At 67.1% G+C, this 25,865-nt stretch carries 28 protein-coding genes; 16 read left to right on the top strand and 12 right to left on the bottom strand.

The features are described 5' to 3' along the window. Position 1 precedes the first annotated feature (1 nt). Both WKI94_RS01330 and WKI94_RS01325 read right to left on the bottom strand, forming a co-directional pair. A complete protein-coding gene (locus WKI94_RS01330) occupies positions 2 to 985 on the bottom strand; it encodes an ABC transporter permease (protein WP_337843975.1) in 984 nt (327 codons plus the stop codon). A 54-nt stretch (positions 986 to 1,039) separates the two neighbouring features. Next, on the bottom strand, positions 1,040 to 2,788 hold the full coding sequence (locus tag WKI94_RS01325) for an ABC transporter substrate-binding protein (RefSeq protein WP_337843974.1): 1,749 nt from the start codon (positions 2,786 to 2,788) through the stop codon (positions 1,040 to 1,042). A gap of 107 nt (positions 2,789 to 2,895) precedes the next feature. Between WKI94_RS01325 and WKI94_RS01320 the strand changes: the two genes are divergently transcribed. The 4 genes from WKI94_RS01320 (at position 2,896) to WKI94_RS01305 (ending at position 6,640) form a co-directional block, all read left to right on the top strand. Then, positions 2,896 to 3,927: a zinc-binding dehydrogenase gene (locus tag WKI94_RS01320; RefSeq protein WP_337843973.1), complete on the top strand. Its 1,032-nt coding sequence runs from the start codon at positions 2,896 to 2,898 to the stop codon at positions 3,925 to 3,927. A gap of 77 nt (positions 3,928 to 4,004) precedes the next feature. Next, a complete protein-coding gene (locus WKI94_RS01315; protein ID WP_337843972.1) occupies positions 4,005 to 5,012 on the top strand; it encodes an NAD(P)/FAD-dependent oxidoreductase in 1,008 nt (335 codons plus the stop codon). Positions 5,013 to 5,070: 58 nt separating this feature from the next. Continuing rightward, a complete protein-coding gene (locus tag WKI94_RS01310; protein ID WP_337843971.1) occupies positions 5,071 to 5,619 on the top strand; it encodes an NYN domain-containing protein in 549 nt (182 codons plus the stop codon). 4 nt (positions 5,620 to 5,623) lie between these two features. Continuing rightward, positions 5,624 to 6,640: a hypothetical protein gene (locus tag WKI94_RS01305; protein ID WP_337843970.1), complete on the top strand. Its 1,017-nt coding sequence runs from the start codon at positions 5,624 to 5,626 to the stop codon at positions 6,638 to 6,640. Here WKI94_RS01305 and WKI94_RS01300 read toward each other — a convergent pair. Together WKI94_RS01300 and WKI94_RS01295 are read right to left on the bottom strand one after the other, a co-directional pair. Beyond that, the gene (locus tag WKI94_RS01300; RefSeq protein WP_337843969.1) at positions 6,637 to 7,155 is read right to left on the bottom strand and encodes a DUF402 domain-containing protein; all 519 of its coding nucleotides are present in this window, start codon (positions 7,153 to 7,155) and stop codon (positions 6,637 to 6,639) included. The two genes, WKI94_RS01305 and WKI94_RS01300, sit on opposite strands and share 4 nt — an antisense overlap. Next, entirely contained in the window at positions 7,152 to 7,343 is a 192-nt protein-coding gene (locus tag WKI94_RS01295; RefSeq protein WP_337843968.1) for a DUF2892 domain-containing protein, read from the bottom strand. Before WKI94_RS01295 ends, WKI94_RS01300 begins: the two co-directional genes overlap by 4 nt. A gap of 70 nt (positions 7,344 to 7,413) precedes the next feature. Between WKI94_RS01295 and WKI94_RS01290 the strand changes: the two genes are divergently transcribed. Both WKI94_RS01290 and WKI94_RS01285 read left to right on the top strand, forming a co-directional pair. Next, positions 7,414 to 8,460, top strand: a complete 1,047-nt coding sequence (locus tag WKI94_RS01290) for an MFS transporter (RefSeq protein ID WP_337843967.1) — start codon at positions 7,414 to 7,416, stop codon at positions 8,458 to 8,460. Between the two features lie 9 nt (positions 8,461 to 8,469). Next, entirely contained in the window at positions 8,470 to 9,123 is a 654-nt protein-coding gene (locus WKI94_RS01285; RefSeq protein ID WP_337843966.1) for a DUF5639 domain-containing protein, read from the top strand. 99 nt (positions 9,124 to 9,222) lie between these two features. Here WKI94_RS01285 and WKI94_RS01280 read toward each other — a convergent pair whose 3' ends face one another. Then, the gene (locus WKI94_RS01280; protein ID WP_337843965.1) at positions 9,223 to 10,203 is read right to left on the bottom strand and encodes an asparaginase; all 981 of its coding nucleotides are present in this window, start codon (positions 10,201 to 10,203) and stop codon (positions 9,223 to 9,225) included. Beyond that, positions 10,200 to 10,481 (bottom strand): DUF309 domain-containing protein, encoded by a 282-nt coding sequence (locus WKI94_RS01275; protein ID WP_337843964.1) that lies wholly within the window; start codon positions 10,479 to 10,481, stop codon positions 10,200 to 10,202. Before WKI94_RS01275 ends, WKI94_RS01280 begins: the two co-directional genes overlap by 4 nt. 18 nt (positions 10,482 to 10,499) lie before the next feature. On the opposite strand from WKI94_RS01275, the gene WKI94_RS01270 reads away from it, so the two are divergent. Genes WKI94_RS01270 through WKI94_RS01260 form a run of 3 tightly spaced genes read left to right on the top strand, consistent with a single transcriptional unit; the run spans position 10,500 to position 12,584 of the window. After that, on the top strand, positions 10,500 to 11,294 hold the full coding sequence (locus WKI94_RS01270) for a substrate-binding domain-containing protein (protein WP_337843963.1): 795 nt from the start codon (positions 10,500 to 10,502) through the stop codon (positions 11,292 to 11,294). Next, on the top strand, positions 11,281 to 11,913 hold the full coding sequence (locus tag WKI94_RS01265; protein ID WP_337843962.1) for an ABC transporter permease: 633 nt from the start codon (positions 11,281 to 11,283) through the stop codon (positions 11,911 to 11,913). The genes WKI94_RS01270 and WKI94_RS01265 overlap by 14 nt, the downstream gene beginning before the upstream one ends. Further along, positions 11,910 to 12,584, top strand: a complete 675-nt coding sequence (locus tag WKI94_RS01260) for an ATP-binding cassette domain-containing protein (protein WP_337843961.1) — start codon at positions 11,910 to 11,912, stop codon at positions 12,582 to 12,584. Before WKI94_RS01265 ends, WKI94_RS01260 begins: the two co-directional genes overlap by 4 nt. 10 nt (positions 12,585 to 12,594) lie before the next feature. Here WKI94_RS01260 and WKI94_RS01255 read toward each other — a convergent pair whose 3' ends face one another. Continuing rightward, positions 12,595 to 13,107 (bottom strand): ubiquitin-like small modifier protein 1, encoded by a 513-nt coding sequence (locus WKI94_RS01255; RefSeq protein WP_337843960.1) that lies wholly within the window; start codon positions 13,105 to 13,107, stop codon positions 12,595 to 12,597. Between the two features lie 51 nt (positions 13,108 to 13,158). Beyond that, complete coding sequence (locus WKI94_RS01250; RefSeq protein WP_337844004.1) at positions 13,159 to 14,979, bottom strand: aldehyde ferredoxin oxidoreductase family protein; 1,821 nt, start codon at positions 14,977 to 14,979, stop codon at positions 13,159 to 13,161. A gap of 129 nt (positions 14,980 to 15,108) precedes the next feature. Here WKI94_RS01250 and WKI94_RS01245 point away from each other — a divergent pair, with 129 nt between their 5' ends. Continuing rightward, entirely contained in the window at positions 15,109 to 16,020 is a 912-nt protein-coding gene (locus WKI94_RS01245) for a carbohydrate kinase (RefSeq protein WP_337843959.1), read from the top strand. Here the strand turns inward: WKI94_RS01245 and WKI94_RS01240 are convergent. Further along, a complete protein-coding gene (locus WKI94_RS01240) occupies positions 16,009 to 16,968 on the bottom strand; it encodes a quinone oxidoreductase (protein ID WP_337843958.1) in 960 nt (319 codons plus the stop codon). The genes WKI94_RS01245 and WKI94_RS01240 overlap by 12 nt on opposite strands. Positions 16,969 to 17,062: 94 nt before the next feature. Between WKI94_RS01240 and WKI94_RS01235 the strand changes: the two genes are divergently transcribed. The 4 genes from WKI94_RS01235 to WKI94_RS01220 all read left to right on the top strand — a co-directional run bounded on the left by WKI94_RS01235 (position 17,063) and on the right by WKI94_RS01220 (position 18,752). After that, positions 17,063 to 17,374 carry a HEPN domain-containing protein gene (locus WKI94_RS01235; protein ID WP_337844003.1) on the top strand — a complete coding sequence of 104 codons (312 nt, stop codon included), beginning with the start codon at positions 17,063 to 17,065 and terminating at the stop codon, positions 17,372 to 17,374. Between the two features lie 51 nt (positions 17,375 to 17,425). Continuing rightward, positions 17,426 to 17,683, top strand: coding sequence for a nucleotidyltransferase domain-containing protein (locus WKI94_RS01230; protein WP_337843957.1), 258 nt, complete (start codon positions 17,426 to 17,428; stop codon positions 17,681 to 17,683). Between the two features lie 62 nt (positions 17,684 to 17,745). Further along, positions 17,746 to 18,081: a hypothetical protein gene (locus WKI94_RS01225; RefSeq protein ID WP_337843956.1), complete on the top strand. Its 336-nt coding sequence runs from the start codon at positions 17,746 to 17,748 to the stop codon at positions 18,079 to 18,081. Between the two features lie 377 nt (positions 18,082 to 18,458). Then, on the top strand, positions 18,459 to 18,752 hold the full coding sequence (locus WKI94_RS01220) for a transcriptional regulator (RefSeq protein WP_337843955.1): 294 nt from the start codon (positions 18,459 to 18,461) through the stop codon (positions 18,750 to 18,752). 15 nt (positions 18,753 to 18,767) lie between these two features. Here the strand turns inward: WKI94_RS01220 and WKI94_RS01215 are convergent, their stop codons facing one another. After that, positions 18,768 to 19,817 carry an NADH:flavin oxidoreductase/NADH oxidase gene (locus tag WKI94_RS01215; RefSeq protein ID WP_337843954.1) on the bottom strand — a complete coding sequence of 350 codons (1,050 nt, stop codon included), beginning with the start codon at positions 19,815 to 19,817 and terminating at the stop codon, positions 18,768 to 18,770. 27 nt (positions 19,818 to 19,844) lie between these two features. Here WKI94_RS01215 and WKI94_RS01210 point away from each other — a divergent pair, with 27 nt between their 5' ends. Beyond that, positions 19,845 to 20,504, top strand: a complete 660-nt coding sequence (locus tag WKI94_RS01210) for a hypothetical protein (protein ID WP_337843953.1) — start codon at positions 19,845 to 19,847, stop codon at positions 20,502 to 20,504. Further along, positions 20,505 to 21,206 carry a Clp1/GlmU family protein gene (locus tag WKI94_RS01205; RefSeq protein WP_337843952.1) on the top strand — a complete coding sequence of 234 codons (702 nt, stop codon included), beginning with the start codon at positions 20,505 to 20,507 and terminating at the stop codon, positions 21,204 to 21,206. Here the strand turns inward: WKI94_RS01205 and leuS are convergent. Continuing rightward, on the bottom strand, positions 21,184 to 23,811 hold the full coding sequence (leuS, locus tag WKI94_RS01200; protein WP_337843951.1) for a leucine--tRNA ligase: 2,628 nt from the start codon (positions 23,809 to 23,811) through the stop codon (positions 21,184 to 21,186). The two genes, WKI94_RS01205 and leuS, sit on opposite strands and share 23 nt — an antisense overlap. A 162-nt stretch (positions 23,812 to 23,973) precedes the next feature. Continuing rightward, a complete protein-coding gene (locus WKI94_RS01195; RefSeq protein ID WP_337843950.1) occupies positions 23,974 to 25,566 on the bottom strand; it encodes a 30S ribosomal protein S1 in 1,593 nt (530 codons plus the stop codon). Positions 25,567 to 25,865 lie beyond the last annotated feature (299 nt).

The raw sequence follows: 25,865 nt of genomic DNA, 5'->3' as shown, positions 1-25,865 counted from the left end.
CCTACTCGTAGCGGATCCTGGGGTCCACCCAGGCGAGAAGCAGGTCCGAAAGCAGGTTGCCCACCATGAGGAGCACCAGGCTCACGGTGAGGAAGCCGGCGATGACGTAAAGGTCCTGGTTGGCCACCGCGTCCAGGAAGAAGGGGGTGATGCCCGGCCAGGCCATGACCACCTCCACAAACCCCGCCCCCGAGATGAGGTTGGGGAGAAGCCCCCCCAGGGTGGCTACAAAGGGGATGACCGCGTTGCGGAAGGCGTGCTTGTAGATGACCACCCGCTCGGAAAGGCCCTTGGCCCGGGCGGTGCGGATGTAGTCCTGGGAGAGGACCTCCAGCATCTGGCCCCGCATGAGGCGGGAAAATCCAGCAATGTCGTTGGCCGTGGCCACGAGAATGGGCACCACCGCGTGCCAGGCGATGTCCAACACCTGGCGCAAGGGAGGCATCTGCTCAAAGCCGCTGCTGGTCATGCCGGACACCGGGAAGATGAGGGCGCCGGTGGCGAACTTGATCTGGAGGAGGATGTAGATGGCGATGAGGGCCAGGAAGAAGCTGGGCACGGAGAGGCCCACGTAGGCCAGGAAGGAGAGAACCCGGTCCCCCAGGGTGTACAGGCGGAGGGCTCCATAGACCCCCACGGGGATGGCCACCAGGTAGAGGAGGAGGGTGGAAGGAATGACGATGACCATGGAGTTCACCACCCGGGGCCAGATGATGTCCAGGACAGGGGCCTGGTACGCAAAGGAGTAGCCCAGGTTGAGGTGAAAGAGGTTGTTCATCCAAAGGAGGTACTGCTCGTAGATGGGGCGGTCCAGGCCGAACTGGGCCCTTAGGCGGGCGATGGTCTCCGGGGTGATTTTGGGGTCCAGCTCCAGCTGGGTGAGGTAATCCCCCGGGGCCATCTGGATGATGAGGAAGGCGAGGAAGGTGGCCCCGAAAAAGGTGGGGATAAGGTAAAGGATGCGGCGGAGGATGTAGGCGGTCATGGCGTCTAAAGGGCCCCCGGGGCCTTTAGGCCCCGGGGATATCCATAGGCTAGATCATTTCTTGATGAAGGTCAGTTCCAGCTCCCGCTGGCCCCAGATGCTGGAGATGATGGCATCCGGGTGCTCCCCGCCCAAGCGGTTATTCCAGGCGGGGTGGTAGTTGGGCCCGGCGATGTAGATGACAGGCAGGAGCTGGGCCTCAATCTCCTGCATCCGGTAGCCAATCTCCACCCGCTTCTTGAAGTCCAGCTCCGTGCGGCCGCGGGAGTAGAGGGCATCCAGCTGGGTCTCCCGGGGGTCCAGGCACTGGCCGGACTTGTTCCACATGTGAAGGTTCCCCTTGCAGGGCACCACGTTGGACCCAAAGGGCCAGTCCAGACCGCCCCCGGTAAGGCCGATGATGATGGCATCAAAGGGCCGGTCAGGCCCCGAGGAGAGGAGCTGGCCCACCAGGGTGTTGAAGTCTATAGCCTGGAAGTTGACCTTCACCCCCACCTTCTTGGCCTCGTCCACGAAGAGCTTGGCGATCTGCTCCCGCTGGTTGTTCCCGGCGTTGGTGGCCAGGTTGAACTCCAGGCGGCGGCCCTTGGAGTCCACCAGGTAGCCCTCCCGGTCCTTCTTGGTGAAGCCAAGCTCGGCCAGGAGCTTGGCCGCCTGCTTCGGGTCGTACTCGTACTTGGGCACCTTGGGGTTCACCCACTGGGTGAGGACAGGGTAGACGCTGGAGTACATGGGGGTGCCGAGGCCCCCATAGACGATGTCAATCACCGCCTGGCGGTTCACCAGGTGGCTCATGGCCCGGCGGAACTTGTCCGAGCGGAAGAGGCTTTGCTTGAAGGGGTCCGAGGCCTTGTTCCAGTTGAAGACCAGGAACTGGCTACTGGCCACGGGGGAGGCGTTCAGCTTGAGGGTGGCGTCCAAGCGGCCCTGCTGAATGGCCTGGCGGATCTGGGAGATGTGGTCCACGGTGGAGGGGGCCATGAGGTCAATGTTCCCCGCCAGGAATTCCGCCAGCTGGGCGTTCACGTCCTTCACGATCTTGATCTCGTACCGGTCCAGGTAGGGGAGGGGGTTCCCCGCCTCGTCCTTGTTCCACTCGCCAAAGGCAGGGTTCCGCTTGAGGACGAGCCTTTCCCCAGGCCGGTAGCTCTCAATGAGCCAGGGGCCGCCGGAGACGATCTTATTAGGGTCCTCATTGAGGCCCCACATCTTCTTGATGCCCTCCGCCCCCTCCTTCTGATACACGGGGCCGAAGACGTGGGCCGGCCAGGGCTCAAAGGCGGCCACGGCAAAGGCCTCGGCGTCCGTCTTGGGGTAGATGAAGCGGATGGTGTAGTCGTCAATCTTCTTCAGGGTGATGGGCTTACCGTCAATGAAGAAGGAATCGTAGCTGTTGGAGCCCACGGCCTTGTCGGTGTGGATGCGCCAGGTGGTGATCCAGTCGTCCGCGGTGATGGGCTGGCCGTCGGACCACTTCATCCCCTTGCGGATCTTGAAGGTGATCTCCAGCTTGTTGGGGCTCACCGTCCAAGATTCCGCCATGTAGGGGATCCAGTCCCCGGTGGTGGGATCGCGCATGACCAGACCCCGCGCACCCGAAATGATATCGGGCACGCTGCCAGCCTCCGCGGTGATGAAGGGGTTGAAGGTGCGGTAGTCGCTGATCACCGCAGCCCGCAGGGTGCCGCCCCGCTTGACCTCGGAGGGCTTGGCCACCGTCCACTTCTGGGGCCAGACAACGGGTTGGGCGCTGGCCAAGCCGCAGAGGGCGATAAGACCGACAAGCCACCACGCTTTTCTCATATCTTGACCTCCTAAGAAAGGGCCTACGTTTGAGAGGCTAAGGGGAAAGGGCAGGGGTTGTCAAGAGAAGTAGCCCCGTGGGAAAATCCCCCCATAAAGGAGGTCCCATGCGCGCGGTGGTCATGGAGGCAAGGGGCGGCCCGGAGGTGCTCAAGGTGAGGGAGGTGGAAACCCCCACCCCTGGCCCCAAGGAGGTCCTCCTTCGGGTGAAGGCCGCAGGGCTCAACCACCTGGACATCTGGGTGCGCAAAGGGGTGGCAAGCCCCAGGCTTCCCCTCCCCCACGTCCTGGGGGCGGACGCGGCCGGGGTGGTGGAGGCGGTGGGGCCCGGGGTCACCGCCTTCAGGCCGGGGGACGAGGTGGTGGTGAACCCAGGGATCTCCTGTGGGCTTTGCGAACGCTGCTTGAGGGGCGAGGACAACCTCTGCCCCCGCTACGAGATCCTGGGGGAGCACCGCTGGGGGAGCTACGCGGAAGGCCTGGTGGTGCCCGAGGCCAACCTCCTTCCTAAACCCCAAGGGCTTTCCTTCGCCGAGGCCGCGGCCATCCCCCTCACCTTCCTCACCGCCTGGCAGATGGTGGTGGACAAGCTGCAGGTGAGCCCAGGGGAGGACGTGCTGGTGATGGCCGCAGGGAGCGGGGTAAGCGTGGCCGCCATCCAGATCGCCAAGCTCTTCGGGGCCCGGGTCATCGCCACCGCAGGCTCAGAGGAGAAGCTGAGAAAGGCCTTGGAGCTAGGCGCGGACGAGGGGGTGAACTACACCCACCCCGACTGGTTCAAGGAGGTGCGCCGCCTCACGGGGGGCAAGGGAGCGGACAAGGTGGTGGACCACACCGGGGCCCTCTACTTTGAAGGGGTCATCAAGGCCACGGCTAACGGGGGCCGGATCGCCATCGCCGGGGCCTCCTCGGGGTACGAGGGCACCCTCCCCTTCGCCCACGTCTTCTTCCGCCAGCTTTCCATCCTAGGCTCCACCATGGCCTCCAAAAGCCGCCTCTTCCCCATCCTGCGCCACGTGGAGGCGGGAAGGCTTAGGCCCGTGGTGGGCCAGGTCCTCCCCCTCGAGGCCGCCGCCGAGGGCCACCGGCTTTTAGAGGAGCGGCGGGTGTTTGGGAAGGTGGTGTTGGAGGTGGCCTAAGGGGGTCGAGCGTCCCTGACGAAAACCCCAGGAGGACAAAGCCCGGGATGTGCGTAGAATGCAAGGGAGGTGAGGGCATGGAGCACACGGATGTGATCGTCATCGGCGCAGGGCCGGCGGGGCTTTTCGCGGGGTTTTACGTGGGTATGCGGGGGCTCTCCTTCCGCTTCATAGACCCCCTGCCCGAGCCTGGGGGGCAGCTATCCGCCCTTTACCCGGAAAAGTACATCTACGATGTGGCGGGCTTCCCCAAGGTCTACGCCAAGGACCTGGTCAAGGGGCTGGTGGAGCAGGTGGCCCCCTTTAACCCCATCTACACCTTGGGGGAGCGGGCGGAGACCCTGGAGCGGGAGGGGGAGGTCTTCAAGGTGACCACCTCCGCCGGCAAGGCCTACACCGCCAAGGCGGTGATCATCGCCGCTGGGGTGGGCGCCTTTGAGCCGAGGAGGATCGGGGCCCCAGGGGAGCGGGAGTTTGAGGGGAAGGGCGTCTTCTACGCCGTGCGCTCCAAGGCCGAGTTCACCGGGAAGAGGGTCCTCATCGTGGGCGGGGGGGATAGCGCCGTGGACTGGGCCCTAAACCTCCTGGGCACCGCGGCCTCCATCACCCTCATCCACCGCCGCCCCCAGTTCCGGGCCCACGAGGCCAGCGTGAAAGCGCTCCTCCAAGCCCACGAGGAGGGGCGGCTACAGGTCCTCACCCCCTACGAGGTGCGCCGGATAGAGGGGGACACCTGGGTGCGGAAGGCGGTGATCTTCCACAACGGCACCCAGGAGGAGAGGGAGCTGGAGGTGGACGCTGTTCTCATCCTCGCGGGCTACCTCACCAAGCTCGGCCCCCTGGCCAACTGGGGCCTGGAGCTTGAGAAGAACAAGATCAAGGTGGACACCACCATGGCCACCAGCATCCCCGGGGTCTACGCCTGTGGGGACATCGTCACCTACCCCGGGAAGCTGCCCCTCATCGTGCTGGGGTTCGGGGAGGCGGCCATCGCCGCCAACCACGCGGCGGCCTACGCCAACCCCGCTCTCAAGGTGAACCCCGGCCACTCCTCGGAAAAGGCGGAGGAGAAGGCCCCTTCCTGAACCGAAGGCACCCGCCTTTATGGACCTGGGCGCGGCTGCTCCTTTAGGATAAGGGCATATGCGGATTGCCCTTTTCATTGACGGTTCCTACATGTACCAGGCGGCCAAGCGCCTGGGCTGGAACGTGGACCACCGCCGGGTCCTCACCCAGTTCGCCACGTCCGAACAGCTTTACAACGCCTTCTACTACGCCCCCATCACCGACCCCGAGGACGAGCGGCAGCAGCGCTTCATAGATGCCCTGGTCTTCATGGGCTACACGGTGCGGAGCCGCATGGTGCGGGGGGAGGCCCGCTTTGAGGCTATGATGGCCACCGATCTCCTCACCACCGCCCCCCGCTGGGACCGGGCGGTGGTGGCCAGCGGCTCCGGCGACCTGGCCTACACCTTCGGGGTCTTGCGGAACCTGGGCAAGGAGATCCACCTCCTCGGGGCCCATGAGCTCGTGGACCTGGAGCTTAGGAACCAGGCGGACCGCTTTCTGAACCTGTCGGAGTGGCGCGAGGTCCTAGAAAGGACCCCGGGAGGGCGCCGCACCTACGCGGGCTACCCCGTGGAGGCCACGGTGGAGGTCCCTGCCCCAACGGTGGAAGACGCGGGCGAGTAGGCCCATGCTCCGGGGCCCCTGGGTCCTTCTCCTCCTCGTGGGGGCCCTTTTCCTCCTTTTGCCCGAACCCAACGCACCCCCTAAGGCCCCCTCCCTTAGGGCCCTCCTCCCCTACCCGCCCACCAGGCGGGAAGCCCTGGTGGCCCTGCACCTGGCCAACAAGGCCAGCCTGCACCTCCTTTTGGGCGAAAAGGCCGCCCGGGCCTACGACCGCCTCCTGCGGCTGGAACTCCTCAACCAGGCCACGGGCCGGCGCTCGGCCTACCAGGATGGGGAGAAGGCCCTTCTGGACGCCAGGAGGTGGATCCTGGCCTTGGGGCAGGCGGTGCGCAGGGGGCCCGTCTCCTTAGAGGGCCTTCCCACCGCTCCCTGGCACGTCCTGCCCCACCGGGAGGCCATCCGGGCCGCGGGGTACGCCCTCAGGATCCCCCCAGGGGTGCTGGCGGCCATCGTGGACAACGAGCAGTACGGGGGGGATAAGGCCCTGGGGCTTTCCCGGGGGGTGCGGGAAGCGGCGGACGGGCTGGCCCTGGGGCTTTCGGAACTGCGGGGAGAGGCCCCCTTAAGCCGCACCCTGGGCCTGGCCCAGATGAGCTGGGAGGATGCCCTCAAACAGGAGGTGCGCCTCCGCCTCTTTGGGGCCTGGGACCCGGCAAGACCCTTTCCCAAAACGGAGGCCGAGGCCAGGAAGGCCCTGGAGGACCCCTATCTGAACCTCCTCTTCACCGCAAGCCGCCTCCGGGGCTACTTCAATGCCCTCCTGGGTCTTCCCCGGGAGGACACCCGGCCCCTGGAAGACCCTTGGCTGTACCACCTGGGCCCCGCCTGGCACAACTACCCCTTGAGGGCACAGAGCCTCGAGACCTGGGAGGACAGCTTCCACGGCTTTTTCAAGGGGCTTCTCTACAGCGTGGTGCTGGAAGGGCGCTGGTGGGTGAAGGGGAAGAGGCTTTACCCCTTGAAGGCCTCGGGACCGGGGCTTTCCCCCGGAAGGGGACAGGAGCCCGCCTTTTTCCCCTAGACCCGCTCCATCCAGGGCAGGGGCTCCCCTGGGGGTAGGACGGGCCAGCGCCTTTCTTCCATGTGCTGGAAGATGGCCTCCACCGCCCGCTCCGCCTCCTCCACCCAGGAGGCCGGGTAAAGGGAGCGCTTGAGGAGGAACTCCTCCCGGTCAAAGACTTGGCAGGTGTGGTCGGCCCGGCACTTCACGTCCAGCTCGAGGTCGTACTGGCGGAAGCCCCGGCCCGTCCACTCCGCAGGGGTCTGGACGTTCCAGTAGTACTCCAGGACCCGGCCCGCCCGTACATCCGGCCCCCCAGAGTACCAGGCCCCCGGGAAGAAGGCCACGTAGGCCTCGTGGTCTAGGACCACCCGCCGCCCCTTGGCCACGTGGTGGAAAACCCCCCCTTGGGGCAGGAGGGTGAGCACCCCTTCGGGCCGCACCTCCACCACCTCCGCCTCCCAGAAGTAGTGGAGGCGCTCCTCGGGGTATTTCCAGAACTCTATCCGGACCCGCTGGCCAGGGGTGGGGTTCACCGCTTGGTGCTAATGCCGAGGAGCTTGTATAGGGCGCAGAAGCCCGTGAGGGCGGTGAAGAGGAGGACTACCCCCACCACGATGAGCACCCAGTTCCAGGGGCTGGCCGCCTGAGCCCCGAAGTAGAAGAGGAGAAGGGCCAGGATAAAGCGGATGATCCGGTCAGCAGTGCTCTCGTTCACCGTCATGCTTTCACCTCCGCACCCATCTTACCACCTTACCCCGGGGACCTATGTCTTTTCCCTTAGCATGAGGGGCATGCGCCTGGCGGTGCTCCTTTCCGGGGTGGCCTTCTACGGCGCCCTTTACGCGGTGGTGCCCCTCCTGCCCCTTTTGGAAGGGCTTTTTAGGGCTCCTCCGGGGGCCGCAGGGCCGGGGATGGGCCTGCCCCTTCTCCTCCTGGTCCTCCTCTCCCCCCTGGTGCCCCGCCTGCCCTGGCCCCCAGGGGTCCTCCTGGGGAGCGGCCTCCTCCTGGTGGGCCTGGGCGGGGTGCTGGGGGCTGTCGCCCCAAGCCTACCCTTCTGGACCCTGGCCCGCCTCCTGCAAGGGGTGGGGGCGGCCTTGGTGCCGGGGCTTTCCATCGCCCTCATCCCTCTCCTCTTCCCCCAGAAGGCCCTGGAGATGGCCGGGGTGTACATGGCGGGGAACGTCCTAGGGGGTGGGCTCGGCCGGGTGCTGGCGGGGCTTTTGGCGGAAGGGGTGGGGGTGCGGGGGGCCCTCCTCCTCCTCTCCCTCCCCGCCCTCCTCCTTGGAGGGCTGGTCTTAAGGGGCCCCAGGGCCCTTCCCCCCCTCGGGGCCCCCCGGTACGACCTAAAGGCCCTGGACCTCTACCTGGTAGGGGCCATCCTCCTTTTCCTGAACCTCTTCCTGGCCAACCTCCTCCCCTACCGCCTCCTGGAGCTGGGCTTCCGCCCGGCCCAGGTGGGCCTGGTCTACCTGGCCTACCTCTTTGGGATTCCAGGCAGCGCCCTCTCCGGGGTCCTGGCCCGCCGGTGGGGGGCGGTGGCCACCTTCCGCCTGGCCTTTCTCCTGGTTCTCTTGGGGATTGGCCTCCTCCTGCCCCCGCCCTTTTTGGTCCTGGGCTTTGTCCTGGAGATGGCCGCCCTCTTCACCGCCCAGAGCCTGGCCTCCGGCGCCGCGGGGCGCCGGGGGGCGGGGGTGAGCGGGACCTACGTGGCAAGCTTCTACCTGGGGGGCACCTTGGCGGGCTTTCTCTACCCCTTTTTCCTCCACAGCTTCCCCCTGGGGGTGGGCCTAGCCCTCCTCCTGGCCCTCCTGGCCCTTCTCCTCGCCCCCGTGCGCTAAGGTATCCCCATGGAGGTCCACGCCGCCGACCAGTACCTGGTGGCCGAAGGGGAGCGGGGGCTTTTGGAGGTGTACGAGGCCCTAAGGGGCACGGGGCTTTTCCCCCCCTTTCCCCCGGTGGAGCTTCCAGGGGGCGTGGGGGGGCTGGTGGAGCGGGGCGGGTTCGCCCAAACCTTTTTCTTCCCGGCGGAGGTCTTAGGGGTGGCCTTCCTCACTCCGGCGGGCCTACGGGTGCGGGCCGGGGGGGTGGTGGTGAAGAACGTCCAGGGGTACGACCTGGTGCGCCCCTTCGTGGGAAGCTTCGGCCTTTTGGGACGAGCCTTGGAGGTCGTCTTCCGCTTGAGGCCGGGCCGGGCCTCGGCCTTCTTAAGAAGGCCCTGGACGGGGGGCTTCCCCGAGCTTAGCCTCCCCCCCCGCTTCCTCTTCCGGCTTGGGGATGGGCTTTACGCCTTCCACTTTGGCTCCGAAAGGGAGGTGGAACGCTTCCGGAGGGCCTTCGGGGGGGAGGAGGTGGGGCCTTTGGACCTACGGCCCCTCTTCCCCCGGGGGATGGGAGTGGGGAAAGGGCCTCTAGAGGACCTCCGCTTTGCTTGGGCCGACGGGGCCCCTCCGCCCCCAGTGCCCCCCGCTTTCCAGCGTTTGGTGGAGGCCCTAGGGGGCTAAACACCCCGGCATTGAAAAATCCTCACGAGGCCTGTGAGGAAAGGCGGGCTGGGCCTTTCTTCTAGGGCCCCTGCTGAAGCTTTCGCCTCGGCAGAGTACTTAAAGCCAGGTGAGGTCCAGATGGGCCTCGAGGCGCCCCACCTCGAGGCCCCGGTGGTTCCTAAGGACCGGGCGGTCCCAGGGGGTCTCCCCCGGGTCCAGGCCCAAGAGGCGGAGGAGGGCCACCACCGCCACTTCCCGGGCCTGAGTGGAGCCGTCCTCCACCTTAAGGGCCACCCCCAAGGGGCCATGGGGGGTCTCGGGCAGGGCCAGGCCGTAGTACCCATCCGCCCCCCGCTTGGCCAGGAGGGGCAGGCGCTCCATGAGGAAGGTGTCTAGGCTCCCGGGGCCCGCCACCAGATGGGGGTGGCGGCGCATGGCCTGGGCCACCCGGCGGAGGGGCTCCCGGTAGGACGGGGGCGCCTCCTCGGGCCGGGCCAGGAGGTAGAAGGCCCGAGCCGCCCGGGCCAGGGGCAGGGCGAAGGTGGGCACGCTGCACCCGTCCGTGGCCAAAAGGGGCTCGGTCCCGGCGAGGTCCAAAAGGGTCTTCCGGTTCAGGCGCTGGACGGGATGGTCCGGGCGCTCATACCCCTCCAGGGGGGCTCCCAGGGCCAAGGCCGCGGCCAACATCCCCGCGTGCTTCCCTGAGCAGTTGTGGTGAAGGGGGGTGGGTTTCAGACCCTTTTCCTCCAGGGCCTTCCGGGCCTCCTTGGAAAAGGGGGGATGGACGCCGCAGGCCAGGTGCTCGGGGCCGAGGCCGAGCTTTTCCAGAAACCCCCGGACCACCGTCACGTGGGCCTCGGTGCCGTCGTGGCTGGCGGTGGCCAGGGCCACCTCTTCCTCGGAAAGGCCAAAGCGCTCCACCGCCCCGCTGAGGAAAAGGGCTAGGGCCTGGAAGGGCTTGGCGGAGGAACGGAGGTAGGCCACCCGGGCCGGGTCTCCCCCATAGGCCAAAACCCCTTCCCGGCCGAAAAGGACTAGGGAAAGGGCGTGCCGGTTCTCCACAAACCCGCCGCGGTAGGCGAAAACCCAAGCGCTCACTCCCCAAGTCTACGCCGGACCTCCCCAAGAAGGGCCTCCCAGTCCACCCCTAAGTAAGGGCAGGGGAGGCCTTTCAAGCGGGCCTCGGCCTTCCTGAAGTTCCTCAAGCCCGCCCTCCCCAGGGCCTTCTGGTGCAGGACCGCGGCCAGGAGGATGAGGCCCTGGAGGAAGCGCCTTTCCTCCCCCTCCGCCTCCCGCCAGGCCTCCTCCAAGACCTCGTGCACCTCAAAGTGGCGCCCTTCCGCCCACAGGCGCAGGGCCTCCTCAAGGGTCTCCATGGCCTTAAGCTAAGGGGCATGCGGCTCCTTGGACTCCTCCCCTTCCTCCTTTTGGCCCAGGCCCTGCGCCTGGCCACCACCACCAGCGTGTACGATTCGGGCCTCCTAGACCGCCTCCTCCCCCTCTTTGAGAAAGCCACAGGGGTGCGGGTGGAGGTGGTGGCGGTGGGAACGGGCCAGGCCCTGGTCCTGGCGGAACGGGGAGATGCGGAGGCGGTGTTGGTGCATGCCCCCGACCTCGAGGCCGAGGCTTTAAGGAAGGGCTACCTTTCGGAACGGCTCTGCCTAGCCCAAAACGCCTTCCTGTTGGTGGGGCCCCCCCAAGACCCAGTCCGGGTACGGGAGGCCAAGGAGGTGCGGGAGGCCTTGAGGCGCATCGCCCGCGCCCAAGCCCCCTTCGTCTCCCGGGGAGACCGCTCGGGCACCCACCTGAAGGAGCTCGCCCTCTGGCAGGCCGCGGGGGTGCAACCCACCTCCCCTTGGTACCTGGAATCGGGGGCAGGCATGGGCCAGACCCTGGTCCTGGCGGCGGAGAAGGGGGCCTACACCCTCTCCGACCTGGCCACCTACCTCACCGTGGGGCGGAAGCGGAGGCTTGCCGCCTTGTACCAGCGGGAGGACCCCCTCCTTCTCAACCAGTACACCTACTACCTGGTCCCCAGGGGGGCCCGCCCCGAGGAGGCCCGGAAGCTCCGCGCCTTCTTGGCCTCGGAAGCGGCCGCCCAGGGCATGGAGGCGCTTAGGGTGGAGGGTACGCCCCTCTTCCGACCCCTACGGGGGCGGTGTATCCTGCCCCTCGGTGGAAGCCGCTGAACTTTGGGAAATCACCCTGCGAAGCCTCCTGGTGGCGGGAACAGCCGCTCTTTTGGCAGCCCTGCCCGCCGTTCCCCTAGGGCTTCGGCTGGCCCTAAAGGGTGGGGGCTTTCTGGGGCGGGCTCTCCTCTACGCAGGCATGGCCCTGCCCTCGGTGGTGGTGGGGCTTTTCCTCTACCTTCTCCTTTCCCGCTCGGGGCCCTTGGGGTTTCTGGGCCTCCTCTACACCCCCTTCGCCATGGTGCTGGCGGAGGCGGTCTTGGCCTTTCCCCTCATCGCCGCCTTCGTTTTCTCGGGGGCCCAGGGGCGAGCAGAGGAGGTGCGGCTTTTGGTGAAAAGCCTAGGGGGCCGGGAAGGCCAGGTCCTTCCCACCCTCCTTTGGGAAAGCCGGCGCACCCTGGCGGCCGCCTTGGCCGCGGGCTTTGGCGGGGCCATCAGCGAGGTGGGGGCGGCCACCTTGGTGGGCGGGGACATCCGCCACCACACCCGGGTCCTCACCACGGCCATCGTGGTGGAAACCCGAAAAGGGGAGGTGGAGGCCGCCTTGGCCCTGGGGCTCGTCCTTTTGGGGGTGGCCCTCCTGGTCACCGCCTTGCTCGTTATCCTGGAGCGGGAATGAAGCCCCTATTGGAAGCGGAAGGGCTCCGCCACCGGGTGGGGGGGTTTGGCCTCGAGGTGCCCCGCTTTCAGGTCTTCCCGGGGGAAATCCTGGCGGTGCTTGGGCCTTCGGGGAGCGGCAAGACCACCCTCCTCCGCCTCCTCGCGGGCCTCCTCCCCCTAAAGGAGGGCAGGGTGGAAGGGGCCTTTAGGGCCTACCTCCCCCAGAATCCCCCCCTTCTTCGGCGGAGCGTCCTGGAAAACGCCGCCTTTGGCCTTTGGCTAAGGGGGGTGCCCAGAAAGGAGGCCAGGAAGCGGGCAGAAGCCCTGCTAGAGCGGGTGGGCCTAAAGGACAAGGCCCGCCAGCCCGCCCACCTCCTCTCGGGCGGGGAGGCGGTGCGGCTGGCCCTGGCCCGGACCCTTTTGGTGGAACCTGCGGTCCTCCTCCTGGACGAGCCCACCGCTAGCCTGGACCCGGGGAACACCGCCCAGGTGGAGGCCCTCCTAAAGGAAGCCGCGGAAGAGGGCCGGGGGGTGGTCCTGGCCACCCACGACCTCTTCCAGGCCCGGCGCCTGGCCCACCGGGTGCTCTTCCTCTACCTGGGGGCAGTGGTGGAGGAAGCCCCCGTGGAGCGCTTCTTCCAAGACCCTAAGGATCCAAGGAGCCGGGGGTTCCTCGAGGGGCGGCTCTAGGGAAGGGCCCCTAGCCCCCGCCCCGGCTGGCGGCCAGGGCAATGCGCTCCGCCCAGCTGCCGGCCTCCTCCCCCTCCACCTCCACCCGGAGCTGGGGGATGGAAAGGCTCCCCACCCGGAGGGGCTCCACCTCAGAAAAGCGCACCCAAGCCCCCTTAAGGCGGTATACTCCCTCCCCCTCCTTCACCCCGCCCCAGGCGCGCAGGTACTCCTCCAAAAGCCAAGGCGGTAGCGCCCCGTAGTCCCGGACAATCCTCCCGCCCCCCGCCACCGGGGGAAAGAGGTCCAGGGTGGCCTCCTCCGCCAAGGGGGTGGCGAGGCCCTCCAGGTAGCGCACGTCCCGCCCATCCAGGAAGACGGAAACCCGCTCCGAAAGCCCTTCCCCCTCAAACAGCTCCGCCCGCATGGCCGGGTAACGGGCCACCAGGTTTTCCAAAACCTCCCCCACGGTCCGGCCCTCCACCTGGAGCTGGCCCTTTCCCGTGAGGTCGCGGAAGGTGGCGTACAGGTTGACCTTGGGCATAGGAAGAAGTATATGGGGCCCGGAAGCCCCGGGCCCCCTCTGGGTGTCCTTTTAGTCCGCCTGGCCCAGGATGCCGAGGGCCTGGAGCTTCTCTGGGGGCACCACCCCCTTCACCCAGCCCCGCTCGCGGTAGTACTCCTCCAGCATGAGGTCCAGCTCGGTGGTCTGTCCCTTGGAGCCCTGGCAGTCCGAAGGCTCCTTCAGGAAGCGCTCGGGCAGGTAGTCCGAGCCCTCAGCCCAGCCCGCCAGGTTATTGTAGTAGCGCTCCAGGTTGTAGATGCATTCTCCGATAAGGAGGATCTCCTCCGGGGTCACGGGCCGGCCCCAGTAGGCGGAAAGCTGCTTGGCGTACTCCTCAGGGCCCTCGGCGAACTGGCTGAACTTGCAAAGGTCTAAGGAATCGGTGAAGGCCGAGAGGTCTTGGAAAAGCTTGGTGAGCTTGCCCTTCCCCTCCCAGGCCAGGGGATCGGTCTTGTAGGGCACGCCCAGGATCTCTGAAGCGGGGGTGTAGGCCCTAAGGTGGCAGGCCCCCCGGTTAGAGGTGGCGTAGGCAATGCCCATGCCCTTGAGGCCCCGGGGATCGTAGGCGGGGATGGACTGGCCCTTCACCTCCAGGGCGATCTCCGGGTGGCCGATGGCCTTGGCGAAGCGGGCCGGCCCCTCGGCCAGGAGGTCCCCCACCCCCTTGCGGCGGGCGATGGCCTCGAGGACCCGGACCTCCCCCTCCTTATCCCCGAAGCGGACCCCGTCCTCTCCCTTGTAAAAGCCCTTCTCCGTGGCCTCCATAAGCACGGCGATGGCGTTTCCCGCCTCTATGGTGTCCATGCCGTAGGCGTTGCAGAGGTAGATGGCGTAGCCCGTCCAGTCGGTGTCCGTGTGGCCAGAATGGGCCCCCAAGGCCCAGGCGGACTCGTACTCGTAGGACTCAAAGCGGATGGTCTTCCCGTCTATGTGCACCTCCACCATCTTCTTGCAGGCCACGGGGCAGGCGTGGCAGGTGTTGTCCTTGATGAGGCGGTGCTCGCGGATGTACTCCCCGGAGATCTTCTCTGCCCCTTCAATGCAGGTGTGCTGACCGTTGAAGGTGGGCAAGGCCCCCATGACGTTGGTGATGTTCATGAGCACGTTGGTGCCGTAGAGGGAAAGCCCGCCCTTCTTGGGCGCGGTCACGTTCTTGGGGTCGTTGATGGTGGCCGAGGCCAGCCGGTCCGCCTCCCGCCAAAGCTCTGGGTCCTTGGGTTGGGGCATGGCCTCCTGCCGGCCCACCACCACGATGGCCTTGAGCTTCTTGCTCCCCGCCACCGCCCCTGTGCCCCCCCGGCCTGCGGCCCGCTCGTCGTTGTTGATCCAGTTGGCAAAGCGCACCAAGTTCTCCCCCGCAGGGCCGATGGCCATCACGTCCGCGTCCTCCCCGTGGCGCTCCCGTAGGATGCGGTGGACCTCGTGGGTGGTTTTGCCCCAGAGATCGGAGGCGTCATGGACCGAGACCTCCCCGTCCTTCACCAGAAGGTAGACGGGCTTTTCCGAGGCCCCCTTGATGAGAAGCCCATCAAAGCCCGCCCACTTCAGCTTGGCCGCGGTCCAGCCCCCCATGTGGCTGTCCGTGACCGTGCCCGTGAGGGGGCTTTTGGTCACCACCGCAAGCCGCCCGGACATCTTGGCCCGGGTCCCGGAAAGGGGGCCGTTCATGATGCAAAGCAGATTCTCGGGGCCCAGGGGATCCACCTGGGGGCCGTTTTCAAACACGTACTTCACCCCAAGGCCCCGGCCCCCCACGTACATCTCCAGGTCCTTGGGATCGGGAGCGAAGTACTCCACCCGGCCGCTGGTCAGGTCTATACGGGCCAACCGGTGTGCATACCCTCCAAGCATCCCTAACACCTCCTTACGGGCGGGATAGACCGCGCAAGACGGCAAGGATTTACCCCAACGTACGCCCTGGTTCGGGGAAATTGTACCACCTTCTCCAGCCAAAAAGGTGAGCCCTGGAATAATGGGGGCATGCTGGCCCTGGTGGGGGAGGTGCTCCTGGACCTGATCCTGGAAGAGCACCAAGGGGAGGCTCTGGGCTTCCGAGGGGTCTTAGGGGGCTCGGTGTTGAACACCGCCAGCACCCTGGCGCGGTTGGGCCTTCCAGTCCGCTTCTTCTCTGAGGTGGGGGCGGATTTCCTTTCGGAATGGGTGGAAGAAGCTATGCGGAAAAGGGGCTTAGACCTAAGGCTTTTCCGCCATGAGGCCCCCATGCCCTTGGCCCTGGTCCAACTGGACGAAGGGGGAAACGCCCGCTATAGCTTCCACCGCCCCTTCCAAGAGGCCTTCCGGCCGGAACCTGGGGGGCTTAAGGGGGCCTGGGGCTTCCACTTTGGCTCCCTTTTCGCCCTGGAGGAGCGCACCGCAAGGGGCGTGGAGGCCCTGCTGGAGGAGGCGGAGGGGGAAGCCCTCCTCTCCTACGACCCCAACCTGCGCCAGGCCCCAAGCCCAAAGGCGCGGGCCCGCATCCTGGCCCATGCGGGAAGGGTCCAGATCCTGAAGCTCTCCCTCGAGGACGCCCGCCTCCTCTTCCCCGAAGCTCCCCTGGAAGGGGTAAAGGCCCTTCCCACCCCCCTCAAGGTCCTCACCCTGGGCCCCGAGGGGGCGGTGGCCTTCTTTGGGGGTGAGGAGGTGCGGGCGCCGGGGGAAAGGGTGCGGGTGGTGGACACCGTGGGGGCGGGGGACACCTTCACTGCGGGGCTTCTCGCCCTCCTCCACCGAAGGGGCTATGGCCGGCCCACCCTCTGGGCCCTGGCCCGGCCCCACCTGGAGGAGGCCCTAAGGGGCGCGGTGGCCCTTTCCGCCCTGGCCTGCACGGTGCGGGGGGCAGGGCTTCCGGAAGAGGGGCTTAGGGCCTGGAAGGCCCGCTTTCTAGGGGATTAGGAGGACCTTGCCCACGGTCCTCCGCCCCTCTAGGGCCTCGTGGGCCTCCCGGGCCTTTTCCAGGGGGAACTCCGCCCCGATCTTCACCCGCAGCCACCCCTCCCGGGCAGCGCGGAAGACCTCCCCCGCCCGCCAGAGGAGCTCCTTCCGGTTTTGGGTGTAGTGGTGCAGGGTGGGGCGGGTGAGGAAGAGGCTTCCCATGCGGTTCAGGACCTGGGGGTCCAAAGGGGGCACGGGCCCCGAGGACTGGCCGAAGAGGACCAGCGTCCCCCGGGGTCTTAGGGCCTCGAGGCTCCCCCCAAAGGTCTCCTTTCCTACCCCGTCGTAGACCACGTCCACCCCCCCGCCGGAAAGGGCCTTCACCGCCTGGGCGAAGCCCTCGTAGGGCAGGGCGTAGTCCGCCCCCAAAGCCCGGCAAAGGGCGCGCTTCTCCTCCGTGCTGGCGGTGGCGTAGACCGTGGCCCCCTTGCGCTTGGCCCACTGGATGAGGAGGCTTCCCACCCCTCCGGCCCCCGCGTGGACCAGGATCTGGTCCCCGGGGCGGACGGGGTAGGTGCTTTCCAGGAGGTAGTGCACGGTCATCCCCTGGAGGAGGAGGGCCGCGGCAAGCCTCGAGTCCAGGCCCTCGGGGATGGGAACGAGCCTCTCCGCGGGCACCACCTGGTACTCCGCGTAGCTCCCCTGGACATTGGCGAAGGCCACCCGGTCCCCGGGGCGCACCCCCACCACCCCCTCCCCCACCTGCTCCACCACCCCTGCCCCCTCCTCCCCCAGGGTAAAGGGGAGGGGAACAGGGTAGAGGCCCTTCCGCTTGTAAGTGTCAATGTAGTTCACCCCAATGGCCTCCAGGCGCACCAACACCTCCCCCAGCCCCGGCCTTGGGGTGGGGAGCTCCTCCAGCCTCAGGACCTCAGGCCCGCCCGTTTCCCGTACCCGTATGGCCTTCATGGGAAAAGTCTACTAGACTGGGTTTGTCACCGGGCTAGGGACCGGCTGGCCCAGGCGGAAAGGGACCCGGGGACGGCCGAGATCGCCCAAAAGGCTGGCCGCCACCAGCGAGCTTGCTCCCGCGGCCCAGCAAGGGGCGGAAAAGGCCGTCAAAGCCCTCCACCTGGGCCAGGAGGCTTGGGGCCATCTCATCGCCCGCCTCCTCAAGGAGCTTCCCTTGCCGGTTCCGGAAGCGCTGATAGGAAAGGCCCAGTATCTGGATAGCCTCTCCATCCCAACCCGCTACCCAGAAGCCTTCCCAGAAGGTCCCTCTGCGGAACACCACGGCCCCTTACAAGGCCAGGAGGCCTTGGCGTATGCCCGTGCGGTCCTTGCGTTCACCCGTGCACAGATGGCCAGGCCGTGAAGCGGTGGAAGCCGCCCTAAAGGCCTGGCTCCAACACCACGCCCCCCCGTGGTGTACTTCGGTTCCTACGCCCGGGGCAAGGCGGGGGTGGGAAGCGACCGGAACCTGGTCCTTCTCGCCAAGGAAAGCGCCCTTCCCCTCTGGCAAAGACCTGCCCAACTGCCCCTAGAAGAGCTCCCCGCGCCGGCGGAGGCCCTGGTCTACACCCTGGAGGAGTGGCAGGCCCTTCCCCAAAAAAGCCCCCGGTTCGCCAAGACCCTCTGCCGGGAAACCCGCTGGGTCTTCGGAACCGATCCCTCGCACCCCTAGGCAGGCCTGGGGGAATGTTGACTTGCCAATAGCTTTGTAGTCCAAAGTTATTGGAGGCAAAAATGAAGCGGCTGGTCGCCCTCCTCTTCCTTTCCCCCCCGGCCCTGGCGGGCTCGGTGGGGTATGGCTTCCTCGGTTATGGCCCTGGCCTCCACGGCGGGGGCGGGGGCCTCGAGGCCCAGGGCGGGGCCCTCCTCGTGGGGGTTCCCTTCGTCCCCGAGAGGGGGCTTTTGGTCCTCCCTGCCTTGGGCTTTGGGGGCGGGGCCTTCGGGCAGGGGGGGTTTTCGCCTGGACCTAGGGGTGCGGGCCTTCCTCTTCCTGAACCCCGAAGGGGGCTGGGCCCTGGTCCTTTGGGGAGAGCTTTGGGTCTTGGGGAGCTTTCTCCTGGCCCTGGATGAAGCCTTAGGCGGCCGGTTCTGGGCCTTGGCTGGCCCCTTGGGGGCCCACCTCACTTTCCACCTGGGCTGGCGGCAGGGGGTGCGGGTGCAGATCCTCCTGGGGCTTCAGACCTTGGCCCTATGGGGCCTCCTCACCCTCTTCACCCTCCTCCACTGGCTGCCCCTCCTTCCCCCCTCGGAACTTAAGGGGGAGAGCTTTTTGGTGAGCCTGGTGGCCTTCGGCCACGCCTACATGGGGGTACTCTGGCGGATCCCCGGGCTTTTGGGGGTAGGGGCAGGGCTTTTCCTCCTGGACCTTCTCCTCTACCGCTTCTTCCCCGGCCTCTTCCACCTGGGGATGGGCCTTCTGGGCCTCCTGGCCCTGGGGCATGGGGGGTATGCCTTTGGCGCTGGACCCGGTGATCCACCAGGAGACCCGGCTCCGCCTCATGGCTCTCCTGGCGGGCCTCGGGGATGGGGCGCGGGTGGAGTTCAGCTGGCTCAAGGCGGCCCTCAAGGTGACGGAAGGCAACCTCTCCAGCCACCTCAGCCGGCTGGAAGAGGTGGGCTACGTGGAGGTGGAAAAGGGCTACCAGGGGAAGCGGCCCAGGACCCGGGTCCGGCTTACCTCCAAGGGGAAGGCGGCCTACGAGGCCCATCGGAGGGCCCTCCTCGCCCTCCTCCAGGGGTAGGCCTTAGGGCGGCACTTAAAAGACCCGCTGGTACTGCGGGGGCACCTCGGGCTTCAGGCCCAGGGCCAAGGCGGCCCGGTGGGGCCAGTAGGGCTCCCTGAGGAGGACGCGCCCCAGGAGGACGAGGTCGGCGCTTCCCGCCTGGAGGATAGACTCCGCCTGCTCCGGGACGGTGATGAGGCCCACGGCCCCCGTCCTAAGGCCCACCCGCTTGCGCACCGCATCGGCAAAGGGCACCTGGTAGCCGGGGGCCACGGGGACCCTCACCCCCGGGACCACCCCGCCGCTGGAGACGTCCAGGAGGTCCACCCCCAGGGCCTTGAGCCTTTCGGCGAAGGCCAGGGTGTCCTCGAGGCCCCATCCCCCTTCCGCCCAGTCCGTGGCTGAGACCCGCACGAAGAGGGGCACCTCCTCGGGGAGGACCCCCCGCACCGCCTCCGCCACCTCCAGGGGAAAGCGCATGCGGCCCTCCCGGCTTCCCCCATACCCGTCCTCCCGGCGGTTGGAGAGGGGGGAGAGGAAGGAGGAGAGGAGGTAGCCGTGGGCCATATGGAGCTCCACCACCTGGAAGCCCGCCTTTAGGGCGCGCCTTGCCCCCTCCACGAAGGCCTCCAGCACCCGGGCCATCCCCCCTTCGTCCAGTGGCTCGGGCACGGGGTAGCCCTCGGCGAAGGGGATGGGGCTTGGGCCCACCACCTGCCAGCCCAGGGGCCTCCCCCCCTCCCAGGGCCGGGCGGTGCCCGCCTTGCGCCCCGCGTGGGCCAGCTGGATCCCCGGCAGGGCCCCCGCCTCGCGGATCCTCTGGGCCAGCTCCTTTAGGCCCGGCAGGTGGTCCTCGGACCAGATGCCGAGGTCAAAGGGACTGATCCGCCCCTCGGGGAGGACGGCGGTGGCCTCCACCAAGACAAGCCCCACGCCCCCTAGGGCCCGGGTGGGGTAGTGGAGGAGGTGCCATTCCGTAACCTCCCCCCTGTCCGTAGCCGAATACTGGCACATAGGCGACATGGCCAGGCGGTTCTTAAGCCGCTTTCCGCGGAGCTCCAAAGGGGAAAAGAGGAGGGCCATGCCCCCATTATGGGGTAGAATCTTCCCATGGACCCCGGGCTTCAGGCGGCCTTCCGCCACGTGGAGCGGCTCCTCATGGGGGATATGGCCCACCCCGGCCTCACCCTACACGAGCTGGAACGCCTGGTGGGCTATCCTGCCAAGGGTCCGGGCCCCTTGAGCTACACCCTGCCCCCTAGCCCCGAGCTCCAGGGGGTGCAGGCGGTGCGCCTCTACTACTACCCCAAAGACCCGGCCCTCCAGCTCATCGTGGAGGTGGAGGAGTTTTCGGGCAGGCGGCACCTGCGCCACTTTCGCTGGAACGGCTACACCTGGGAGATGCCTGAGGGGCACAAGGACCTGAGGTCCACGGAGGAGCTCTTGGGCTTCCAGAAGGTGGGGGAGGACTACTTTCTGGGCTTCGGCCGGGAGGAGGCGGTGGAACTTTCCGGGGCCCTCCGCCGGGGGGAGGCCCCCGGGGCCAAGTACCTCCTCTGCCCCAGGTGCAGCGCCCGGGTCTTCTACGCCCCCGGCACCAACCCCGTGGGGGTGGCCTGTCCGGCCTGCGGCAACCCCACCCTCCTCTTCAAGACCCTAAGCCTCCAAGAGCGCAAGGACCCCCTGGAGGCCCTGGCCGAGGAGCAGAAGGCCCTGAGGAAAGCCTTGGAAGAGCTCCTGGCCTACCTCAAGCGCAAGCTCGGCCCCTAGATGCTCCTCCTCCTAGGCCCCACAGACGTGGGCAAGAGCACCCTGGCGGGAAGGCTCCTTGAAGGGTTGGGGGAAGCCTACCTCCTGGACCTGGACCCTGGGCAGGGGGACCTCCCGGGGACCTTCACCCTCTTCCGGGCGCAAAGGGGAACCCTTACCCCCCTAAGGCGCTACCTTCTGGGGGGGCTTTCCCCCAGGGGCCTCGAGGCCCGGGCGGTGGTGGGGGCCCTGCGCCTCGCCCGCCTCATCCCGCCGGGAAGCCCCGCGGTGGCGGACACAGACGGCCTCCTGGACCCCACCTTCCGCCTCCTCCAGCTGGAAGCCCTAAACCCGGTGGAGGTGCTGGTCCTGGGCTCGGAAGCGCTTTACCAGGCCCTAAGCTGGCGGAAGGACCTCAAGGTGAGGCTCGCCCCACCCCTTCCCGGGGCCCGCCGCAAAACCCCAAAGGAGCGAAGGGAAAACCGCCTAAGGCGCCTCCTCGCCCACTTCCAGGGGGCGAGACCCCGCGTCCTCCCCTTGGAGGAACCCCCCCTCCCCGACCGGCTCTATGGCCTCCTGGACGGGGAGGGGTTCTTCCTGGGCTACGGGCGGCCCCTAGCCTGGGCAGGGGGGGAGGGGCTTTTCCTCACCCCCGCGAAAGGGGAGGTGGCCCGCCTCGAGGCCACCCGCCTCCCCTTCCCTACCCCCGCACTACCAGGTTGAGGATCTTGCCCGGCACGTAGATCTCCTTGACGATCTCCTTGCCCTCCAGGTGGGCCTGGACGTTTTTCACCTTCTTGGCCTCGGCCAGGGCCACCTCCAGGGGGGCGTCCTTGGGGAGGCGGACCGTGCCCCGCACCCTCCCGTTCACCTGGACGGCCACCTCCACCACCTCCTCCTCCAGGGCCTTCTCGTCCAGCTCCGGCCAGCCCGCCTCAAAGAGGCTATCGGGCCAGAACCAGTGCCAGATCTCCTCCGCGATGTGGGGGGCGAAGGGAAAGAGCATCTGCAGGTAGTAGCGGACCGCGGTGCGGTAGACGGGGGTCACGGGGTTTTCCCGCCGGTACTCGTAGAGGGCATTCAAGAACTCCATGAGGGCGGCGATGGCGGTGTTGAAGCGCAGGGCCTCGAGGTCGTCCGTAACCTTCTTCAGGGTGCGGTGGAGCTTGGCGTAAAGCTCGCGCTCCGCCCCCGAAAGGGCCTCCGCCTGGAAGGTGCCGGGGATGGAGGAGAGGGCCTCCCGGTCCTCCGCCACCCGGCGCCAAACGCGGTTCAGGAAACGCCATGCCCCCTGAACCCCCTCCTCCGTCCAGACCATCTCGTTCTCGGGGGGCGCGGCAAAGAGGATGGTGATGCGGGCGATGTCCGCCCCCTCCTCCTTCACAAAAGGCCCCACCATGACCCCGTTGCCCTTGGACTTGCTCATCACCGCGGGCTTCCAGAGGTGAACCGTACCGTCCGGGTGGGGGCGGAGCTCGGCCCCCATCTTCCGCACCTCCTCCAGGGAAAGCTCCCTCTGGGGGATCTCCAGGAGGATGCGGGTGGGCTCGGGGAGCAAGACCCTCTCCCCCTCCACCCTCACCTCCCCAAAGTCCGTCCAGGCCATCACCATCCCCTGGGTGAAGAGGCCCTGGAAGGGCTCCTCCACCTTCACCATCCCCAGGTCATGGAGGAACTTGGTGAAGAAGCGGCTATAGAGGAGGTGCAGCACCGCGTGCTCCACCCCGCCGATGTACTGGTCCACGGGCATCCAGAAGTCCGCCTTCTTGGGGTCAAAGGGGAGACGGTCATTCTTGGGGTCGGTGTAGCGCAGGTAGTACCAGCTGGAGTCAAAGAAGGTGTCCATGGTGTCCGTGTCCCGCCGGGCGGGGCCGCCGCACTGGGGGCAGGAGGTCTCGTAGAACTCGGGGTGGGCCTCCAAGGGGCTTTTCCCCTTGGGGCGGATGTCCTCCACGTCCTTGAGGTCGGGGAGGAGGACGGGAAGCTCCTCCTCCGGCACGGGCACCACCCCGCAAGCTGGGCAGTGGACCATGGGGATGGGGGTGCCCCAGTAGCGCTGGCGGCTGATGAGCCAGTCCCTTAGGCGGTAGGTGACCCGGGCCCGCCCGAGGCCCCTTTCCTCCAGCCAGGCGATGACCTTCCCCTTGCCCTCCTCGCTCGGGGTGCCGTCAAAGGGCCCCGAGTTCACCATGACCCCAGGCTCCTCGTAAGCCGCCTCCAAGGGCTCGGGGAGAGGGTTTCCGGGCCGCTCAATGACCTTGCGGATGGGGAGGCCGAACCTTCTAGCGAACTCAAAGTCCCGGGCGTCGTGGGCGGGCACGGCCATGATGGCCCCGGTGCCGTAGCCGTAGAGCACGTAGTCCGCGGTCCAGATGGGGATGCGCTCCCCGGTGGCGGGGTTTAAGGCGTAGGCCCCCAGGAAGACCCCCGTCTTCTCCCGCCCCTCCGCCTGGCGCTCAATCTCCGTTTTGCGCTTGGCGGCCTCCACGTAGGCCTGGACCTCGGCCTTCCGCTCGGGGGCGGCAAGCTCCAAGGTGAGGGGGTGCTCGGGGGCCAGGACCATGAAGGTGGCCCCGAAGAGGGTGTCGGGGCGGGTGGTGAAGACGGTGATGGCCTCCTCCCGCCCCTCTATGGGAAAGCGGATCTCCGCCCCTTCCGAGCGGCCGATCCAGGCCCGCTGCATGGCCTTCACCTTCTCCGGCCAGTCCAGGCCCTCGAGGTCCTTAAGGAGCCTTTCCGCGTAGGCGGTGATGCGCAGGTACCACTGCTCCAGCTCCCGCTTCTCCACGGGGGTGTCCTCGTGCCGCCAGCAGCGGCCCTCCACCACCTGCTCGTTGGCGAGAACGGTCTGGCACTTGGGGCACCAGTTCACGAGGCCCTTGGCCCGGTAGGCCAGGCCCTTCTCCCACATCTTGAGGAAGAGCCACTGGTTCCAGCGGTAGTAGTCGGGCTCGCAGGTGGTCACCTCCCGGTCCCAGTCGTAAAGGATGCCCATGAGCTCCAGGCTCTCCTTGGCCTGGCGGATGTTCTGGTAGGTCCAGTCCCGGGGGTGGAGGCCGAACTTAAGGGCCGCGTTCTCCGCGGGGAGGCCAAAGGCGTCCCAACCCATGGGGTGGAGGACCTGAAAGCCCTGCACCCGGCGGAAGCGGGCCAGGACATCCCCCATGGTGTAGTTCTTCAGGTGGCCCATGTGCAGGTCCCCCGAGGGGTAGGGGAACATGACCAGAACGTACTGCTTCCTCCCCTCCTCCTGGGCCTTCAGGAAGCCCTTTTCCTTCCAGAAGCGCTGCCACTTGGGTTCTATGGCGTGGGGGTTGTACTTTTCCATCCTCTCCTCCCAAAAAAACCCTTCCCCCTTAGGGAAGGGACGGCCAAGGCCCCTCCCCGTCTAGGGGCGTAGCCTGGCCGGGCGCATGATTCCATCATACGCCTTTTCGCCAGGGGGTGAAAAAACCCCCGGGGAAACCCCGGGGGCCAGGAAGGATGCCCCTTACTTCTCTTCCTCGAGGCCTAAGCTCGCCAAAAGGTCGCCGTAGAGATCGCCCAGCTTCACGCTGGCGCTTGCGGTGGGCACGGCCGAGGCATCGTAGAGGTTGTACTCCGCCACGGCCCCGTACTCGTACTCCCGCCTTTCCTCCCGACGGGTGGGCTTGCGCTTGCCCCGTTCCTTGCCCTTTTGGGGCCTGCGGGGCCTCTCCTCCACCTCCCTGGGAGGCGGTGGAGGCAGGAGGCGCTTGCGGGAAAGGGAAACCCGCTGCTCGGTGGGGTCTATGTTCAGGACCACCACCTCCAGCTCGTCCCCCTTCTTGAAGAGGGCGGCAGGGTTCTCCACCCGCTGGTGGTCCAGCTCGGAGACGTGGACCAGGCCCTCGATGCCGGGCTCAATCTCCACGAAGACCCCAAAGTCGGTCACCCCGGTGACCCGGCCCTTGACCACGGTGCCGGGCGGGTACTTCTCCACCAGAAGCTGCCAGGGGTCGGGCTGGGTCTGCTTGAGGCCCAGGGAAAGCCGCCTTTCCCCGGGGTCCAGGCGGAGGACCACCACCTCCACCTCGTCCCCCTCCTTCACCACCTCGGAGGGGTGCTTGGGCCGCTTGGTCCAGGAGAGCTCGGAGATGTGGACGAGGCCCTCGAGGCCCGGCTCCACCTCCACGAAGGCCCCGAAGGGGGTGAGGCTCACCACCTTGCCCCGCACCCGGGTGCCCACGGGGTATTTCTCGGCCACCGTGGTCCAGGGGTCGGGGATAAGGGCCTTGATGGAGAGATTGACCCGCTCCTTTTCAGGATCCACGGAGAGAACCTTGGTCCGGACCCTCTCCCCCTTGCGGATGACCTCCCGGGGGTGGTTGAACCGGCCCCAGGTGATCTCCGAGCGGTGCACCAGCCCGTCCACGGGGCCGAGGTTCACGAAGACCCCAAACTCGGTCACGTCGGCCACGGTGCCCTCCACCTCCTGGCCAGGCTGAAGGCTCTCCAAGAAGGCCTGCCTTGCCTTCTTCTGCTCCTCCTCCAGAACCGCACGGCGGGAGAGGATCACCCGGCCTTTCTTCCGGTGGAACTCAATGATCTTGGCCAGGATGGTCTGGCCCACGTACTCGTCCAGATTAGGGATGCGCCTCAGGTCAAGCTGCGAGGCGGGGATGAAGGCCTGAACGCCGTCCAGCTCGGCGACCACGCCCCCCTTCACCTTCTCCTTTACGGTGACGGTGACCGGCTCGCCCTTTTCATACAGAGCCTGGATGTGGTCCCAGTGCTCGGTGGACTCCACCTTCTTCCGGGAAAGGATCACCTGCCCGGTCTCGGGGTCCACCCGAAGAACCTGGACCCGGACCTCATCCCCAGGCTTCAAAAGCCCCTTAAGCTCCTCCTCGGGGAGGGGCTTGGAGGTGATTTGGTTGAAGGGGATGATGCCCTCCACCTTGGTGCCGATGTCCACCGCCACACCGTCCGAACCCACAAAGACCACTTGGCCCGTGAGGATCTGGCCGGGGCGCACCCGCTTGTCCAACCTGGCCCCGGTCTCCTGAAGGGCCTCTTCCATGCTGAAGGTCTTTTCTGGGGTCTGGGTCGCCTTGTCTTCCATCCGCCTCGTTCCTCCTCTTCGCGCCTTCTCCTGAAGGCGGGCGCCTTAGCGCTCGTCCACACGAAAAGGATGGGGAGAACCCCAACTCCCCTCGCGTGAACCGGCCCCGAAGGGCATACCCTTCCCTTATATCATGGGCGAAGCCTTTTGCCAAGGGGTGGGCCCGAAACCCTGTGCTCGGACAAACACATGTGAGACTGCCCCAACTAAAATGTGGGGACCACTCCAACATGAAGGAGGTCCCCACGAATGCAGCTTACCACCATCGGCCAGGAGATGTGGAAGGGAGCCCGGCTGGC

It is taken from the genome of Thermus sp. (genome assembly GCF_037444525.1).
Lineage (GTDB): Bacteria > Deinococcota > Deinococci > Deinococcales > Thermaceae > Thermus.
Note: the sequence above shows the minus strand (reverse complement) of the source record. Positions and strands in the feature narration are given on the sequence as shown.

Bases quoted from the DNA above. Each gene is read 5' to 3' on its own strand.
- WKI94_RS01330 (WP_337843975.1), bottom strand. From the start codon at position 985: ATGACCGCCTACATCCTCCGCCGCATCCTTTACCTTATCCCCACCTTT.
- WKI94_RS01325 (WP_337843974.1), bottom strand. From the start codon at position 2,788: ATGAGAAAAGCGTGGTGGCTTGTCGGTCTTATCGCCCTCTGCGGCTTG.
- WKI94_RS01320 (WP_337843973.1), top strand. From the start codon at position 2,896: ATGCGCGCGGTGGTCATGGAGGCAAGGGGCGGCCCGGAGGTGCTCAAG.
- WKI94_RS01315 (WP_337843972.1), top strand. From the start codon at position 4,005: ATGGAGCACACGGATGTGATCGTCATCGGCGCAGGGCCGGCGGGGCTT.
- WKI94_RS01310 (WP_337843971.1), top strand. From the start codon at position 5,071: ATGCGGATTGCCCTTTTCATTGACGGTTCCTACATGTACCAGGCGGCC.
- WKI94_RS01305 (WP_337843970.1), top strand. From the start codon at position 5,624: ATGCTCCGGGGCCCCTGGGTCCTTCTCCTCCTCGTGGGGGCCCTTTTC.
- WKI94_RS01295 (WP_337843968.1), bottom strand. From the start codon at position 7,343: ATGACGGTGAACGAGAGCACTGCTGACCGGATCATCCGCTTTATCCTG.
- WKI94_RS01290 (WP_337843967.1), top strand. From the start codon at position 7,414: ATGCGCCTGGCGGTGCTCCTTTCCGGGGTGGCCTTCTACGGCGCCCTT.
- WKI94_RS01285 (WP_337843966.1), top strand. From the start codon at position 8,470: ATGGAGGTCCACGCCGCCGACCAGTACCTGGTGGCCGAAGGGGAGCGG.
- WKI94_RS01275 (WP_337843964.1), bottom strand. From the start codon at position 10,481: ATGGAGACCCTTGAGGAGGCCCTGCGCCTGTGGGCGGAAGGGCGCCAC.
- WKI94_RS01270 (WP_337843963.1), top strand. From the start codon at position 10,500: ATGCGGCTCCTTGGACTCCTCCCCTTCCTCCTTTTGGCCCAGGCCCTG.
- WKI94_RS01260 (WP_337843961.1), top strand. From the start codon at position 11,910: ATGAAGCCCCTATTGGAAGCGGAAGGGCTCCGCCACCGGGTGGGGGGG.
- WKI94_RS01255 (WP_337843960.1), bottom strand. From the start codon at position 13,107: ATGCCCAAGGTCAACCTGTACGCCACCTTCCGCGACCTCACGGGAAAG.
- WKI94_RS01250 (WP_337844004.1), bottom strand. From the start codon at position 14,979: ATGCTTGGAGGGTATGCACACCGGTTGGCCCGTATAGACCTGACCAGC.
- WKI94_RS01245 (WP_337843959.1), top strand. From the start codon at position 15,109: ATGCTGGCCCTGGTGGGGGAGGTGCTCCTGGACCTGATCCTGGAAGAG.
- WKI94_RS01240 (WP_337843958.1), bottom strand. From the start codon at position 16,968: ATGAAGGCCATACGGGTACGGGAAACGGGCGGGCCTGAGGTCCTGAGG.
- WKI94_RS01225 (WP_337843956.1), top strand. From the start codon at position 17,746: ATGAAGCGGCTGGTCGCCCTCCTCTTCCTTTCCCCCCCGGCCCTGGCG.
- WKI94_RS01220 (WP_337843955.1), top strand. From the start codon at position 18,459: ATGCCTTTGGCGCTGGACCCGGTGATCCACCAGGAGACCCGGCTCCGC.
- WKI94_RS01215 (WP_337843954.1), bottom strand. From the start codon at position 19,817: ATGGCCCTCCTCTTTTCCCCTTTGGAGCTCCGCGGAAAGCGGCTTAAG.
- WKI94_RS01210 (WP_337843953.1), top strand. From the start codon at position 19,845: ATGGACCCCGGGCTTCAGGCGGCCTTCCGCCACGTGGAGCGGCTCCTC.
- WKI94_RS01205 (WP_337843952.1), top strand. From the start codon at position 20,505: ATGCTCCTCCTCCTAGGCCCCACAGACGTGGGCAAGAGCACCCTGGCG.
- leuS (WP_337843951.1), bottom strand. From the start codon at position 23,811: ATGGAAAAGTACAACCCCCACGCCATAGAACCCAAGTGGCAGCGCTTC.
- WKI94_RS01195 (WP_337843950.1), bottom strand. From the start codon at position 25,566: ATGGAAGACAAGGCGACCCAGACCCCAGAAAAGACCTTCAGCATGGAA.